A 16,281-nucleotide genomic window follows, 5' to 3' on the forward strand; every position below is an offset into this window, starting at 1 on the left:
CTGTTATCCATCCGAACGGCGCTGCACGGACATCACGCCGGGCAGTTTCGCCAGTTGTGCAACCAGGCGGGACAGCGATAACGCATCACGTACTTCAACTTGCAGACCCAATATCGAGATTTGGGTTTTCTTGTTGGTCGTTGTGCTCATCCCGGAGACATTGATGCGCTCATTGGCGACAAGTGTCGTCACATCACGCAATAAACCCTGACGATCGGTGGCCTCGATCAATAAGTCGACGACATAAAGCGAGGCCTTATCCGCGCTCCAGTCGATTTCAACCAGGCGTTCTGGCCGTTCCTCATGAGCGCGCTGGATATGCGCGCAGTCGGCGCGGTGAATCGAAATACCGCGACCTTGGGTGATGTAGCCAATGACTTGATCGCCGGGAACCGGGCGACAGCATCCGGCGGTATGCGTCAGTAAGTTGTCGACACCGAGCACGCTGATGCCACCGACTTTTTCCGGGCTGGTGGTTGAGCGCAGTACCGGCGCCAGTGATTCGCTCTCCTCTTGTTTCGGCAAATACAGCGCCAGCGCGGCATTGGTTGCCTGCACCAAACCAATATCGCCAGCACCGATATTGCCGTACAAATCATCGACAGAATGCAAATTGAAACGCTGGGCAATCGGCAGCAAATCGACTTTGCTCAAGCCGTGACGAGACAGTTCGCGCTCGAAGTTTTCCTTGCCTTCCTGAACATTCTGTTCGCGGTTTTGCTGACGGAAAAAATTCTGGATTTTGCTGCGGGCTCGATGCGAATGCACATAACCCAGATGCGGGCTCAACCAATCCAGTGAGGGCTTGCCTTCTTTCGCCGTCAGAATTTGCACTTGCTCGCCGGTTTGCAGCTGATAAGTCAGCGGCACAATGCGGCCATTGACTTTGGCTCCGCGACAACGATGACCAACAGAGGTATGAACGTGATAGGCAAAATCGACCGGTGTAGCGCCGGCCGGTAGGTCGATGATGTTGCCATCGGGCGTAAATACGTAAACCCGATCATCGACAACTTCATGACGGAACTCATCGAGCAAGGCGTTCGAGTCGGCCACTTCTTCCTGCCATTCAACCAATTGCCGCAGCCAGGCAATTTTTGAATCCTGGGTACTGGGCGCGGTGACACCAGCACCTTCCTTGTAACGCCAATGGGCGGCGACACCAAGCTCCGATTCCTGATGCATTTGATGGGTGCGAATCTGCACTTCCAAGGCCTTGCCTTCCGGGCCAATTACCGCCGTGTGCAGCGAGCGATAACCGTTTTCTTTCGGCGTCGCGATGTAATCGTCAAACTCTTTTGGAATATGCTGCCAACAGGAATGAACAATGCCGAGCGCCGCATAACAATCACGAATCTCTGGTACCAGAATGCGCACAGCGCGCACATCATAAATCTCTTCAAAACCGACGCCTTTGCGCGTCATCTTGCGCCAAATCGAATAAATGTGTTTGACCCGGCCGCTGACTTCGCCGTTGATGCCGGCTTTCTGCAATTCGCTTTCCAGCGTTTGAATAACGCGCTTGATATATTGTTCACGGTCAAGGCGCTTTTCATGCAGATGCGAAGCGATTTCCTTGTATTCGCTGGCATTCAGATAACGGAACGAGAGATCTTCCAATTCCCACTTCAATTGACCGATGCCGAGACGATTGGCCAGCGGGGCAAAGATTTCCCGGGTTTCGCTGGCAACATGGAGTTGCACATCGCGTGGCTTGTCTTTGATCGCGCGCAGCAAATAGATCCGCTCGGCCAGCTTCAGCAACACGATGCGGGTATCGTCGACCATCGCGATCAACATTTTGCGCAGGTTGTCACCTTGCGATGCCGTCAGCTTGCCGTCGTTCTTGCTATCTTGCAGAGAACGGATGGCTTCCATGCGCAGCGCACCGGCAACCAGTTCGGCGACCGGTTTGCTGAGCAGTTCTTCGACATGCTCCAGCGACAGCTCACCGAATTGTACGCTGGGCGAAATGACCGCAGCGGTCAGCGTGTTGGTGTCGAGATTCAAACTGGCCAGGATCTCGGCGACGGCCAGTCCCTGCTCGAAACAGGAAAGCCCCAAATCGGTCACACAATCCCAGTGCTGGGTGATCACCAACTCGATCGCTTTGCAGAGCAGATTCATCTGCTCTGGCTCGCGCTGGATATTGATGCGACTGAGCCAGCGATCAATATCGATGGCACCATCGCCGGTTAACGGAAAATCTTCGCGAACTTTAACCATGATTGCTGGTGCTTACCTCAGCGTCGAAGCCGTGGGCTTTTGGACGCTTTCCGTCGGATTCAGTTCTTGCGCTCGAACACCGCCATCGACTCAACATGGGTCGTGTGCGGGAACATGTCCATGACGCCGGCCTTGCTGAGCCGGTATCCCAGTTTAGTCAATTCGCCAGCATCGCGAGCCAGCGTTGCCGGGTTGCAGGAAACGTAAACGACACGCTTGGCCTTGAATCGGGCCAGCTCGCGCACCACTTCCAGAGCGCCTGAACGCGGCGGGTCGATCAGGATCTTGTCAAAGCCTTCTTTTGCCCAAGGATGGCTGGTGATGTCCTTGGTCAAATCGGCGCCGTAAAAGCGCACATTGTCGATCTTGTTGTGGGTGGCATTTTCGATACCGCGCTGAACCAGCGCCTCATCACCTTCAACGCCAACGACTTCTCGGGCACGGCGGGCCAACGGCAGCGTGAAATTGCCGAGGCCGCAGAACAGATCGAGCACCCGTTCTTCTGGCTGCACGTCGAGCAAATTGATCGCGCGGGTGACCATTTGACGGTTGATTTCGAAATTGACCTGGGTGAAGTCGAGCGGATGAAAACGCATTTCCAGCTCGAAATCCGGCAGCCGGTAGCAAAGCCTTTCCAGACCATCGGCCGGCCAGACCTTATGCACGCTGTCTAGCCCTTTCGGTTGGTAGTAAAGATGAATGCCGGTGCTTTCGGCAAACATCAGCCAACGGCGGTGATCGGCCTCGCTCAAGGGCTTCAGATGGCGAACAATAATCGCTGCAGCATCATCGCCGACAGCCACTTCCAATTGCGGAATTTCAAAACGGCCGTCGCATTCGGCAATCAGCTCGCGCAAGCGCGGGATTTGATCAGCAATAACCTTGTGCAGCACATGACACTCATTGATCGCTGCCAGAAAATTCGAACGCTTCTCCCGAAAGCCAACCAGCGCGCCGCCTTTTTTCTCGACGTACTTGGCGCCCATGCGCGCCTTGCGCCGGTAATTGAACGGTTCAGCGGTCAGCGGCGAGAGAATTTCCGGCACCTGAACATTGCCGAAATGGGCCAACTGCTCCAGCATCGTTGCCTGCTTTTCCCGAATTTGCGCGCTCGATTTCATATGTTGTAGCGAACAACCGCCGCACAACACGGCATGGGGGCAACGCGCCTGCTGACGATCTTCCGAAGGAGTCAGAATCTCAATGGCGACACCTTCATCAAATTTGGAGCGGGTCGAGGTGTACTGAAACTTCAGTTGCTCGCCTTGCAGCGCATTGTCAATAAACACAATCTTGCCATCAAGATGGGTAATGCCGCGAGCATCGTGACCAAGCTTTTCAATGGTTACCGTTGGCGTTTCCGATGGCAGAACTTTGCGTTTCTTAATCATGAATACTCTCTAAAAATTCAATTGAGCAGACGCTCAGGCGTGTGGTTGCCAGGCGTTAAGAAATTCCTCGAAATGAGGCTTATTTTCCTGGGCGAGAAACTGTTTGACCCGTTCGATTTCGCTGTTGTACATCGGCTGATCGAGATGGCCGCGCATCAGCTCGAAGCGCAAATAGACCAGCCAGGTGTTCAGCACGTCGGTTTCACAGTAGTTGCGAATCGCGGCGATTTCGCCGTCCTTGAAGGCGTCCCAGACTTTGGCGCCGCTCATGCCCATCTTGCCGGGGAAGCCATAAAGACTCGCCACTTCATCGAGCGGCGCCACAGCTCGGCCCTGGAACATCGCGACCATGTCCATGACGTCGCTGTGACGCTCATGATAACGATTGATGTAATTGTTCCAGCGGAAGCTGTTGTCGCTGTCGCCGGTTTCCCAGTAACGGTCCGCGACAATCTTGTGCAACATGGCCCGGTAATGCAGCACCGGCAAATCAAAACCGCCGCCATTCCAGGACACCAGCGTCGGCGAAAATTTTTCGATGCCATCGAAAAAGCGTTGCACCAATTCCGGCTCATCGGATTGTTCATCACCGATGCTCCAGACCTGCAGTTTGTCCTGGCTACGAAACACCACCGATATCGCGACCACACGCTGCAAATGCAGCGGCAGAAAATCACTGCCGCCGGTTTTCTGCCGACGCAGCAACTTGGCGGCGGCAACGACATCGTCATCGCTGAGACCATCGAGCCCATGCAGACGACGCAGGCCGGCCACATCGGGCACGGTTTCGATATCGAAAACCAGATGATTCATGGCTGAGCCGATCCAAGCAGGAAAAGCCGGGCAGTTTACCGGATTTGGCCGCCAGCCGGCAGTGATTGCTGCCGTTGCGCTGTCCGAACTGTCGTTTTTTTGGTCATAATAGACGCAAGTATCAACTCGGCCGGAATGACGTATTTTGAAAGCCCTGCACCTGTTCCTGATTCTGCTCTGCAGCGCTACACCATTGGCCGCAGCAGGATTGCCGGTGTATTGGCAGGGGACTGAAGAACAGTGGTCACGTTTTGTCCGCTACTGGCAGCAAGGCAGCGAACAAGCCTTGAAGCGGGTGGCGCAGCCATCGGAAGCCCGATTGGCGATTTGGCCGCATTGCACCATGCAGCAGGACTCCACCGCGTCATCCGGAAAAGCCGCACAGACACTTCATGTCTATCAGCGCTGTTCGCGTTACGCACTAACCATCGAAGCGCCGACGAAAACGGGCCACGCGCTGCTCTGGTTCGAACCAGCGCCAACGCAAATGCTGGCCGCGCTCAGCACCCAGTTTCCAGAATTACAGACGATAGGGCTGTTGATTGGCCCGAACAGCGGCACGACGTTTCGGCGCTGGCAGCAGGCGTTGCCGCCCGGTTCGCCGTCATTACAGCCATTATTGATTCGTACCGGTGAACAGCCGGCACGGGTGTTTCCGCTGTTGTTGCCACGGGTCAGCAGCATCATGCTATTGCAACAACCGGTGTTGAACGACGGCATCGCCGCGATATTGCTGGAACAGGCGATGCGCCGGGGCAAGCCGGTGGTCACCGACAATCCACAGTGGTTGCAGCTCGGTGCGGCGATCAGCGTCAGCATTACCGAAGAGATTCGCCTGCAGGAAACGGCGCGGGCCGCACAGCGTTTGTTGCGGCAACCGCAATCGTTTGACGTGGATTTGCCGGTGCATATCGAGTTTAATTACCAAACCTTGCGCAGTCTGGCCACGGCGGCCACCACATCACAGGAAGCAATGCATGGGCACTGATTGGGGCGTACGCAGTCGAATCGTTCTGCTGGCAGTGATTCCTGTGCTGCTGATTTCGACCTTGTTGCTGATCCTGTTTGTCCGTGAACACGTCGCGGATTCGACCAAATCGCTGTTGCAACGCGGCCAAACCATTACCCGCCACCTCGCCTACGCCAGCGAATTTGGCATCGCTGCCGCCAACGAACAACAACTGAGCGATCTGATTCTGAGCGCACGCGACAGCGACGATGACGTCGCCGCCATTGCGGTGTTCGACCGCGACGGCCGATTGATGGCGCGCACTGGTGCCGCCGATTTTGCCCTGAACGCCAGCGAAGGCGAACCGAACCGTTTTCTGCAGAATCGCGAAGTGAAAAGCGGCTTTATCATCCGCGCGCCGGTGCTTGGCCCGGTGGTGTCGCTGCGCGATGCGCCTGATGCCCGGCAAGCGGGTCGGCCGATTATCGGTGAAGTCGCTGTGATGATGACCAATGAGCGGGAAACCCTGGCGGTGTTTCAGACGCTGGCTTATGCGGTATTGGTTGTCGTCATCGCGGCGATTGTCGGCGCTGTACTGGCGCTGCGCATGGCGCGCAAAGTCATTGTGCCGATTATTCAAATGGCGCAAGCCGTGCACGCGATCAAGGACGGCAAGCTCGATACCCAGGTCAATACCGGCGCCACTGGCGAGTTGAAAGTGTTGGAGAACGGTATCAATTCGATGGCCGAATCGCTGCAGCAGGCTCATGAAGAACTGCATGAAAATATTGATCAGGCCACCGCCGATCTGCGCCAGACACTGGAAACGATCGAGGTACAAAACGTCGAACTCGATATCGCCCGCAAACAGGCGATTGAAGCGGTGCGCGTCAAATCCGAATTCCTGGCCAATATGAGTCATGAAATTCGCACGCCGATGAATGGTGTGATCGGGTTTACCAATCTTCTGTTGAAAACCGATTTGACCGGTAAGCAGCGCGAATACCTGAACACCATTCGCCGCTCGGCGCAGGGCCTGTTGGCTATCGTCGATGACATTCTTGACTTCTCGAAAGTCGAGGCCGGAAAAATGGTGCTGGAAAAAGCGCCGCTCGATATGCGTGAAGTCGTTGACGATGTGCTGACGATGCTGGCCCCGACGGCCGCCGACAAATCGCTGGAACTGGTGCCGCTGGTGTATTCCGATGTGCCGCAAAACCTGCTCGGCGATACGCTGCGGGTCAAACAAGTATTGCTGAACCTGGTCACCAACGCCGTCAAATTCACTGCCAAGGGCTCGGTGGAAGTCCGCGTCATGTTGGAACAGGAAGACGATGATGCCGCCGTCATCGCGATACACATCAAAGACAGTGGCATCGGCCTCACCCCAGAACAGCAAAAACAATTGTTCCAGGCATTTCAGCAAGCCGACACGTCGACAACGCGCCGTTTCGGCGGCACCGGACTGGGTTTGGTGATTTGCCGCAGCCTGGTTGACAAGATGGGCGGGGAAATTGGATTGGAGAGCGAGTTCGGTGTCGGCTCGACGTTCTGGTTCACTTTGCGCTGTGAGAAATCGGCCGATGCCTACACTGGCATTCGTCACAACAACGAATTGGCGGGCAAACGCGTACTCGTTTACGAACCGCATCCCACCGCGCAACTGGCGCTCGGCCATCTGCTGACCTCGTGGAAAATGATGAGCACGATGTTCGACAACATCTCATCCTTGCACACCCACGCGCTGCAGATTGTCGAACAGGAGCAAAAACTGGATGCGGTGATTATTGGCGGCAATATTCATATCGAAAAAACCGGCGATATGTTGTCGCGCATTTCCCATCTGGTGCACGACAAACTTGGTGCCCGCGTATTACTGGCAGGTCCGAATATCGATAGCGTCGATCCAAGCACGATGCTGAAATGGGGCATCGACAGCACACTGAGCAAACCGATTGCCCAGCGCCGTTTGTTCAATGCCTTGAGCCAATTCTTTGAACTGCAACGCCAGCGTCCGGACATACCGGCAGAACCGATCAGCCGCGAAGCACTCAGTTGCCGGGTACTGGCCGTGGACGATAACGAAGCCAACCTCGAGTTGCTGTGCACGCTGCTGGAAGACATGGGCGCCGATGTTCATGCCGCGACCAATGGCCGCGAAGCAGTCGACATGGCACGCGAAACCGAGTTTGATTTAATCGTTATGGACATACAAATGCCGGAAATGGATGGCATTGAAGCAACCCGCACACTGCGCGCCAATCCCTTGCATCGCGAAACGCCGGTGATCGCTCTGACGGCCCATGCCATGCAAGGCGAACGCGAACAATTGCTGAAAGCTGGCATGGATGATTACCTGACCAAGCCGGTCAGTGAATCGGAGCTATACGATACCTTGCAACGCTGGTTGAACAAGGATTTGCGCTTGTCGAGCCGGTTGCGTCGTCGCCGCGCCGATACCCGCACCGAACCGCCAATACAACCAACCAATGTCGATGCGGTGGATTGGAACTTGTCATTGCAAATGGCCAATCAAAAACCGGACTTGGCCAAAACCATGCTGCAAATGTTGATCAAGAGTTTGCCGGAGTCGCAGCAGCTGATTCGCCAGAGTTATGAGGATGGCGATTTGAAAGCGCTGCAGAGCCATGTGCATAAATTGCACGGCGCTACCTGCTATGTCGGTGTGCCGGTGCTGAAACAGCGCGCCCACGAATTGGAAACGGCGATAAAGCAAGGCGACGGCGTCGCCGTTGATCAATTGCTGCCCAAGCTCGATAGCGAGATAAAACGCGTGCAGGAGGCCGCTTCGCCGCTGATGGAAAAATTGGCCAACGCCAAATCCTGAGCGAGCACAATCCGGTTCAAATCCAGGCGCGTTTGCGTAACCACAAATACGGTAGCAAGCCGGATAACACCATTAAGCCAATCGCCATCGGATAACCGAGCGGCCAGGACAGCTCCGGCATGAAGTCAAAATTCATGCCGTAAATGCTGGCGATCAGCGTCGGCGGCAGAAACACCGTTGCCGCCACACTCAAGGCCTTGATCACCCGGTTCTGCTCGATATTGACCAAGCCCAAAACGGCTTCAAGCAAAAACTGGATTTTGCTGTTGACGAAATTCGAGTGATCAACCAGCGAGGACAAGTCGGCACGTATCGCCTGAACTCGCTCTTTTTGCTCGACCGACGAAACCCGCTCCGACTCACCAAAGTAAATGCACAAGCGCGTGATGCTGCTCAGACTTTCGCGAATTTTCGCGACCAGATCCGCATTGCGCCCAAGCGCCAGCAACTGGATCTGAAAATAGCTCGGGTCACGTCGCTGCAATTTGCCGCTGGCAAAAATCTTTTCCGACAACTCATCGAGCTCGATGGCCGTGCGCTCCAGCAGGTCGGCCAGGCGATCGACAATGGCATCGAGCAATTCGCTGAGCAAGCGTGTTGGGTCATGCAGCAGTGATTTATCTTTCTCGCACATCGTCGCCATGCGCCGGAACGGACTCGGATCGGCATAGCGCAGCGTGATCAGCCGTGATGGCTGCACGATAAATGTCACCGGCGTCGAGCGCGGTGACTCGGTATCGGCGCTGAAAATGATGGTTGCGGTCATGAACAGCGTACCGGACTCGCGATACAAGCGGCTCGAAGTCTCGATTTCGCGCATATCATCCGGTGTCGGAATATCGATGCCGAGCCCTGCCTCCAGCGCAGTGACGATTGCAGCGTCCGGAGTATGCAAGTCGATCCACAGCGCACTGTTCAGACGTGACTTTTCCAGCTGATGCAGATTCAGCTTGCTATGTACCGCCTGACCATCGTATAGCGTCAGCATCAACGTCTCCGATCTATCGTCAATATTCGCCGCTTATTTGCCAAGCCAAGCCGAACGCAAGCGTTGTTGTCGGCGATTCGGTTTTTCGATGGCTTGCAACTTGAATTTCTCCGCTGCTTTCGGCTCGGCGGTCAATGCTGTCGAACGCAAACGATCGTGGCGGAAAAACCGCACGGTTACCGGTTTGTCCTTGACATCCTGAGCACGGGCAGCAAAGGATTTGGCGTCGACTTTTACGTCGTCAATGGCAACCAGAATATCGGAGCTGGTCAATCCGGCTTTCCAGGCCGGGCTGTCTTTTAACACCGATTTGATCTTGGCAAATTCCTTGTCGCTACCCGACTCAACTTCCAGGCCCCACCAATAGAAAGCGTTGTTATCATCCGCTTTCTTTTCGGCCACCCGCTCGATACCGGCTGCTTGCAATAATTCCAACAGCGGCAATTCCTTGACACCCTCGACATAATCACGCCAAAACGCCTGCCAGTCATCATCGCTGAGCGCTTGCAGAATCTGCAGCATATCGCTGCTGTTGTAACCGCCCTGCTCGACTCGATGGGCGCGATACAGTGCTTTGTGCACATCGGCCAAGCCACGTTTGCCATTGCTCGCCTGACGCAGCTTCAAATCCATGACCAAACCGAGCATTTCACCCTTGGTGTAGATGCTGACGGCGGCGTTTTGATGGCGATCACCACTCGGTTGAATCCATTCATCAAAGCTCGACTCGGCGGCCGTTTGCTCAAAACGTCCCGGCGTATCGAAATAACGGGTCAGCGAACCGTTCAACTCTTCCAGGTATTCCTTTTCCGTTTGCACGCCGGCCTGCAGGGTCAACAGATTGTCGAAATAGCTGGTGTTGCCTTCGGCGACCCACAACAGTTTTGAATAATTTTCCTGATGATAGTCATAGGGCACCAAACCCGCTGGGCGATAGGCCTTGACGTTCCAGGTATGAAAATACTCATGCGCCGCCGTGCGCATGAATTTCAGGTATTCCTTGCGTGGAGCAAAGCTCCAGCGCGGGCGCTGAATCACTGTGGAATTCAAGTGTTCGGTGGCACCGCCTTCGCCATCGGTGGCGTGCACAATGAACAGATAGCGCTTCTGATAAGGCAACGAGTCGAACATGGCGTTGGTGGTTTTGACCATCACGGCCAAATCCTTCAGCATTTGCGCACTGTCGTAATTGCCTTCACCCCAGATCAGCAGCTCGATATCACGGCCATCGACCTTGGTGCTGAAAAACTGGTGAATACCGGTTTCGATCGGCGCGCTGATCAACTGGTCGTAATCACGAGCAACAAAACAATGTTCGCAATCGCCCTTGTCCATACCCGAGCGTGATTGCCAACCCTCCGGAACGTTCAGCGTAATGCTGATCGGCAACGGTCGCATTGCCGGGTTGTAGACGAACACCGCACTGGCATCGAGGTAGGCATGAGAGTCGCTGATATGACGAGTGCGTGAGCCCAGCTCATTGGCATACAGTTCGTAATGCACACTAAAACTTTGCCCGGCCGCCGTTTGAATTTTCCAGCTGGACTTATCGATTTTTTCGATGGCTAGCGTTTTGCCATCAGCAGAAATGGCCTGGACATCACGCAAGCCATTGGCCAGTGGCAGGATTTGATATTTGCCGGTGCGCCAGTTTGGTAACTGCACGATCACTTCACTTTTTTCGCTGGCCGGGAAATGCACTTTCACTTCCGCAAGATGCTGCGTGGCATTGGTGATCGTCAATTGATACTGAACTTGATCGGCGCCGTGCACCGCCAATGACAACAGCGCCAACGTGCCGGCGAATAAGGTTTTCAACTGCATTTTACGATAGTCCTGCCATAACGTTTCCGGTTCAACAAATCACTGGCCACCTCGGGCACGTCCGCAAGCCCGATGGTTTCGGTGGCCAGCACATCAAAATCAAAGCGCCATTGCCCACCCAGTTTTTTCCACACTTCTCGGCGCAGGGGCATCGGGCAATTGGCCGAACTGATACCGAGCAAACTGACGCCGCGCAAAATAAACGGGAAAACGGTGGCGTTCAGTTTTTCGTTGTCAGCCAGACCAATGCTGGCGACATTGCCCCAGAGATCGACGTGCGCTAGCAACTGCGCCAGCGTTTCACCGCCGATATTGTCGACGACACCACCAAATTTCGCCGCTTCCAGCGGTCGCTTGCCAAGCGCAAGTTGTTCAACTGTGCAAACCTTGCTGGCGCCAAGTTTACGTAAATAATCGCTATGCTCCGGGCGACTCGACAAGGCGATAACCTCGTAACCTTGTTTGGCGAACAGCGCAACGGCAACACTGCCGACACCACCGGTGGCGCCGGTAACGACGATCGGGCCCTTGTCGATATGTTGACCATTTTCCAGCATGCGATGAAATGCCAGAGCGGCGGTAAAGCCACCAGTGCCAAGACGCATCGCGTCATACGTGCTGAGCCCTTCCGGCAGTTTGATCGCCCAATCGAGTGGCAGACGCACTCGTTCAGCGAGACCGCCATCATGAGCTTCACCAAGGCCACAACCGTTGGCCAATACTTTGTCGCCCGGTTTGAATGAGGGATCAGAAGATTCGAGCACAGTGCCCGCCAAATCAATACCCGCATTCAGCGGCAGCTTGCGCATGATTTTTCCGCGCCCGGTCACCGCCAACGCATCCTTGTAATTGATGCTGGAATACTCAACCGCGATCAGCAATTCACCGGCGGTCAACTCGCGCTGTTCCATTTGCACCAGTGCGCCACGCACCTTGCCATCGCTTTCGCTGACGCGTATTGCCTGAAAACTCATTTCTGCCGCTCCTGTTGGTGAGTCCGCTGTTCACTTAGCATTTTGTGCCGGTAATTAAAGCACACTCGGCCGCATCAGAAAAAAACAAAGCCCCGACCAGCGGGGCTTTGTTGATTATTCACGGTGCTTATTTTACGCCGTGCATCAGCTTTCTGATCAGCGGTGAAACCAGGAAGAACATCACCGCGATGACGATGCCAACCCAGAACAACTGGTTGAACACTTCGGCATATTGGGTCAGCGAGCTGGCCTCGCCGTGGGCACCACCGCCGGAAGCAATCGCGGCGACGCGACCGGCAACAAAGTTTGCCATCGCGATGGACAGGAACCAGCCGCCCATGGCCAAGCCGGTTTCTTTCGGCAGCGCCAATTTGGTGACCATCGCCAGACCAATTGGCGACAAGCACAATTCACCCATCGTGTGAATCAAATAGGTCAATGCCAACCAAATCCAGGAAATCTTGCCGCCTTCATTGACGGTGTGTTCGATGGCAAATACCAGGATGTAAAAACCAATCGCCGCGCCAGCAAGGCCATAAGAGAACTTACGTGGAATGGATGGGTTGAAATCTTTTTTGTCGAGCATCGGCCACAGGGCAGCAAATACTGGCGCCAACAAAATAATGAAGACCGGATTGACCGACTGGAAAATGGTGAAGTGCAGTTCGTAACCGAAAATTGTCGGCATATCGACAAAATCGCGCGCCAGGAAATTCAGCGAGGAACCGGCTTGCTCAAACAACGCCCAGAACAAGATGTTGGCCAAAAACAAAATCAGCATCGCGATGTAACGATGTAACTGTTCTTTTGAGCCGCTGGCGATACCACTGTAAACGAAATACCCCACCAGGCCGAGCATCATGACAATCAGCACGCCGCCCAGCAGATCGCTTTGACTGAGCAGGAAGTAGACCGGCACCGACAAGACTGCAGCGCCAATCAGCACTTGCACCAGTGGGCCCATGCCCTCTTTGCCTTTTGGTGTTGTACCAACATCACCAAGCCAATGTTTGAAAATCTGGAACACCATCAGGCCGAAAATCATGCCGACGCCAGCAGACAGGAAGCCCCAACGATAACCGTACGTTGCACCAATCCATGAGGCGCAAACAATTGGCGCCACCAGCGCACCGGCATTGATGCCCATGTAGAAAATGGTGAAACCGGAATCACGACGGGCATCGCCTGGCTCATAGAGCTTGCCCACCATCGTCGAGATATTCGGCTTGAACAAACCGTTACCAACGACCAACACGGCGAGTCCCATGACAAAGGTTTGTAAGTCTGGCGCCATCAGCATGAAACTGCCGATTGCCATCAATACACCACCGAGCATGATTGAACGCTGATAGCCGAGAATACGGTCAGCAACAAAGCCACCAAGAATGCCAGTCATGTAGACCAGCGCGGTAAAACCACCGTAGGTTTTACTGGCGGCGTCATTGGCTTCGGCACCGCCCAAATGCGCAAAGAACGCGGCGGCCACATGCACAGCCAACATGGCACGCATGCCGTAGTACATGAAGCGTTCCCAGAATTCGGAACCGAACAGGTTCCAGAGGGCTTTTGGATGGCCGAGGAATTCCCCTTTAGGGACATGAGCATTCATCAACTGACTCCCACTGAATGTTATTAGCGTTGGTTAGCCACGCATGGTTGTAATAAGGTATTTGCGCCACGCAGGACGCAGCTGGCCGCTTTGATACCACAGGGCGCGCGGCACGAACAAGCAAAAACGGGCGCATCGGACCATGCGGCAGCGCATCATTGAACAATAATTCGCCGAAATGTCAGATTAATGCGCAGATCCGTTGTTTTTGCTGTTTTCGGCACGCTGTGACGATAAAACCGCTGCGTCGCGCCGCGCATCAGCAATAAGTCTCCTTCACCGAGTGAACATTGCCATTGCAACGATTTATCTTTTTTGTGCTGCAATAAAAAACGACGCGCCGCACCAAAACTCAAGCTGGCGATCACCGGCTCGGGCCCAAGCTCTGGTTCGTTATCACTGTGCCAGCCCATCGAATCCTGTCCGCTCCGATAGTAATTACAGAGCACACTGTTGAATGTGCTGGCGCTGTACTGTTCGACCAGCGCCTTGATATCCCAGAGCAATGGATGCCATGGCAATGGCTCATGGGTGACGCCTGAGTAGCGATAGGCGGCATCGGCATCGCCATACCAGGCCGTCAGGCGCGGTTGCATGACCTCGCGGCCATAAATTCGGATCGGCGTTTGCTGCCAATGCAATTCATCCACCAGCCGTTGACGCAGTTCGGCCAGTGGCCGGTGTAGATCGATTTGGCGCCATAGCAGCAGCTCGGCATCCGGCAAGACAATTTGTTCAGCTTCAACTGACACGCGTTTCACCGCCCTTTCACGTTACGTTCACGACTCCCGTTCAACGCCTTGAGGCTGACATCGCCGAACCGCGCCGGTACACTCGCCGGCTGCTGTGGAGTTTGTCTGCCTGCGAGAACGATAAATAATGAGTACATCAATACAACAAAGGGAATTGCTCGGCCATCCGCTCGGGCTCTATGTCTGTTTTTTCACCGAAATGTGGGAGCGCTTTTCATTTTACGGAATGAAAGCGCTGTTGTTCCTGTACCTGACCAAATATCACCTGTTCGGTGACAGCCCTAGCTACGATTTGCTGGGTGCCTACGGCGGTCTCGTTTATGCCACACCGGTGATCGGCGGCATGCTCGCCGACCGTTACCTCGGTATGCGCAAAGCAGTAATTCTAGGCGGCGTGCTGTTGGTGCTCGGTCATATCGGCATGGCCTTTGAAGGTGCGCCAGCGACGCGTGTCGGTGCTGAAGTAGTGCGCGATACCGGCGCCCTGCAGGTGTTTTATTTTTCGCTGGCGCTAATCATCACCGGTGTTGGCTTCCTGAAACCGAATATCTCAACGATTGTCGGCAAGCTGTATCCAGACAATGATCCGCGTCGCGATTCAGGTTTTACGTTGTTTTATGCCGGTATCAATCTCGGTGCCTTGTTCGCCAGCTTGATCTGCGCTTACCTCGGTGAAACCTTCGGCTGGAGTTACGGCTTCGGCGCCGCCGGTATCGGCATGCTGGCCGGTCTTGTCGTATTCATCTCCGGTCAAAAACATCTGCAAGGCCATGCCGAGCCGAATAATCCGGCGCTGCTGCGCGAAAAAGTGTTGGGTTTGCTCAGTCGAGAGCACGCGATTTATCTGGGTTCGTTGATTGGTGTCGCGGTGATCTGGCAACTGATTCAGAACACCTGGACCGTGCACGGTGTCATGCATTTTGTCGCGGCGATATTCGTCATCTGGTTTGTTTGGTTCCTGGCCAATCGCTGCACCAAAGTGCAACGCGAGCAGATGCTAGCTCTGGTGTTTCTGATTTTCTTCTGTCTGCTGTTCTTCACGCTGTACGAACAAACTTATGGCTCCTGGGTGGCATTCACTGATCGCTTGCTGACCAAGGATTTGTTTGGTACGCCGGTGGTGACGGAAAGACCTATTTTCCCATGGTCGGTCGTGCCGTTGGCGCTGCTTCCTTTTGCCGCCGCGATTGCGCTGAACCTGGCTGACAAGGGGCACAAGTCGGGCGCCGGAATCCTCGCCGTTGCTGGCGTGGTTTTGGTGGCGTGTTTGTTGCGTGATATCGCCGTAGTACCGCAAACGGCCGGCTCACTGACTTTCCTGGGCGCGTTTTTTATCGTATTGCTGTCTCCAATTTTCACTTGGCTTTGGCCTTTCCTGGAACGTCGCGGTATGAACCCCAGCAAACCGGCAAAGAGCGCGTTGGGTTTATTGTTTGGCGGTCTGGCGTTTATTCCATTAGCGTACGCAGCAACGACGACAACCGATGGCGTCATGGCCTCGGTCTGGTGGCTGGTGCTCGCTTACTTCGTGCTGGAAATTGGTGAGATGTGCCTGTCACCGATTGGCCTTTCGGCGGTAACGCAGCTATCCGTCAAGAGCGTTGTCAGCCTGATGATGGGCACCTGGTTTTTAGCCACTGCATATTCGGAAGTATTGGCCGCCGCATTCGGTAAATTGGCGGCAATCGATATACCGGAAGGTGGCGCGATCAATTTTGCTGAAGCCAGCGCCAAATACGCCGACTTGTTCTGGTTGATGGCAATGATCGGCGTTGGTTCCGCGGTATTCGCGCTACTGATAACGCCATTGCTGAAACGCTGGATGCATGGCGTCAAATAATGCTGCTAATAAATAAAAAAGGTGGGATTTCCCCACCTTTTTTACTACTCTGATTTTGCCTGAATTG

At 54.6% G+C, this 16,281-nt stretch carries 11 protein-coding genes; 3 read left to right on the forward strand and 8 right to left on the reverse strand.

Features of this window, described 5'->3' with window-relative positions:
* Positions 1-3 precede the first annotated feature (3 nt).
* From relA to E2H98_RS03790, 3 genes are read right to left on the reverse strand one after another with little or no spacing between them, the layout of a single operon-like run.
* Entirely contained in the window at positions 4-2,226 is a 2,223-nt protein-coding gene (gene relA / locus E2H98_RS03780) for a GTP diphosphokinase (protein ID WP_133587961.1), read from the reverse strand.
* A gap of 59 nt (positions 2,227-2,285) precedes the next feature.
* Positions 2,286-3,617 (reverse strand): 23S rRNA (uracil(1939)-C(5))-methyltransferase RlmD, encoded by a 1,332-nt coding sequence (gene rlmD / locus E2H98_RS03785; protein ID WP_133587963.1) that lies wholly within the window; start codon positions 3,615-3,617, stop codon positions 2,286-2,288.
* Between the two features lie 33 nt (positions 3,618-3,650).
* Positions 3,651-4,430: a 3'-5' exonuclease gene (locus E2H98_RS03790; protein WP_133587965.1), complete on the reverse strand. Its 780-nt coding sequence runs from the start codon at positions 4,428-4,430 to the stop codon at positions 3,651-3,653.
* Between the two features lie 145 nt (positions 4,431-4,575).
* Here E2H98_RS03790 and E2H98_RS03795 point away from each other — a divergent pair, with 145 nt between their 5' ends.
* Together E2H98_RS03795 and barA are read left to right on the forward strand one after the other, a co-directional pair.
* Positions 4,576-5,418, forward strand: a complete 843-nt coding sequence (locus E2H98_RS03795) for a type 1 periplasmic-binding domain-containing protein (protein WP_133587967.1) — start codon at positions 4,576-4,578, stop codon at positions 5,416-5,418.
* Positions 5,408-8,227: a two-component sensor histidine kinase BarA gene (gene barA, locus E2H98_RS03800; protein WP_157591233.1), complete on the forward strand. Its 2,820-nt coding sequence runs from the start codon at positions 5,408-5,410 to the stop codon at positions 8,225-8,227. Before E2H98_RS03795 ends, barA begins: the two co-directional genes overlap by 11 nt.
* Before the next feature lie 16 nt (positions 8,228-8,243).
* Here barA and E2H98_RS03805 read toward each other — a convergent pair whose 3' ends face one another.
* The 5 genes from E2H98_RS03805 to E2H98_RS03825 all read right to left on the reverse strand — a co-directional run bounded on the left by E2H98_RS03805 (position 8,244) and on the right by E2H98_RS03825 (position 14,374).
* Positions 8,244-9,215: a magnesium transporter CorA family protein gene (locus E2H98_RS03805; protein ID WP_133587971.1), complete on the reverse strand. Its 972-nt coding sequence runs from the start codon at positions 9,213-9,215 to the stop codon at positions 8,244-8,246.
* 33 nt (positions 9,216-9,248) lie between these two features.
* Positions 9,249-11,039 carry a M61 family metallopeptidase gene (locus E2H98_RS03810; RefSeq protein ID WP_133587973.1) on the reverse strand — a complete coding sequence of 597 codons (1,791 nt, stop codon included), beginning with the start codon at positions 11,037-11,039 and terminating at the stop codon, positions 9,249-9,251.
* Entirely contained in the window at positions 11,030-12,013 is a 984-nt protein-coding gene (locus tag E2H98_RS03815; protein WP_133587975.1) for a YhdH/YhfP family quinone oxidoreductase, read from the reverse strand. Before E2H98_RS03815 ends, E2H98_RS03810 begins: the two co-directional genes overlap by 10 nt.
* Positions 12,014-12,140: 127 nt before the next feature.
* Complete coding sequence (locus tag E2H98_RS03820; RefSeq protein WP_133587977.1) at positions 12,141-13,622, reverse strand: peptide MFS transporter; 1,482 nt, start codon at positions 13,620-13,622, stop codon at positions 12,141-12,143.
* Between the two features lie 155 nt (positions 13,623-13,777).
* A complete protein-coding gene (locus E2H98_RS03825; protein WP_198325231.1) occupies positions 13,778-14,374 on the reverse strand; it encodes an alpha-ketoglutarate-dependent dioxygenase AlkB family protein in 597 nt (198 codons plus the stop codon).
* A gap of 127 nt (positions 14,375-14,501) precedes the next feature.
* Between E2H98_RS03825 and E2H98_RS03830 the strand changes: the two genes are divergently transcribed.
* The gene (locus tag E2H98_RS03830; protein WP_133587981.1) at positions 14,502-16,214 is read left to right on the forward strand and encodes a peptide MFS transporter; all 1,713 of its coding nucleotides are present in this window, start codon (positions 14,502-14,504) and stop codon (positions 16,212-16,214) included.
* The last annotated feature ends 67 nt before the right edge of the window (positions 16,215-16,281 follow it).

This window comes from Permianibacter aggregans (assembly GCF_009756665.1).
Classification (GTDB): domain Bacteria; phylum Pseudomonadota; class Gammaproteobacteria; order Enterobacterales; family Permianibacteraceae; genus Permianibacter; species Permianibacter aggregans.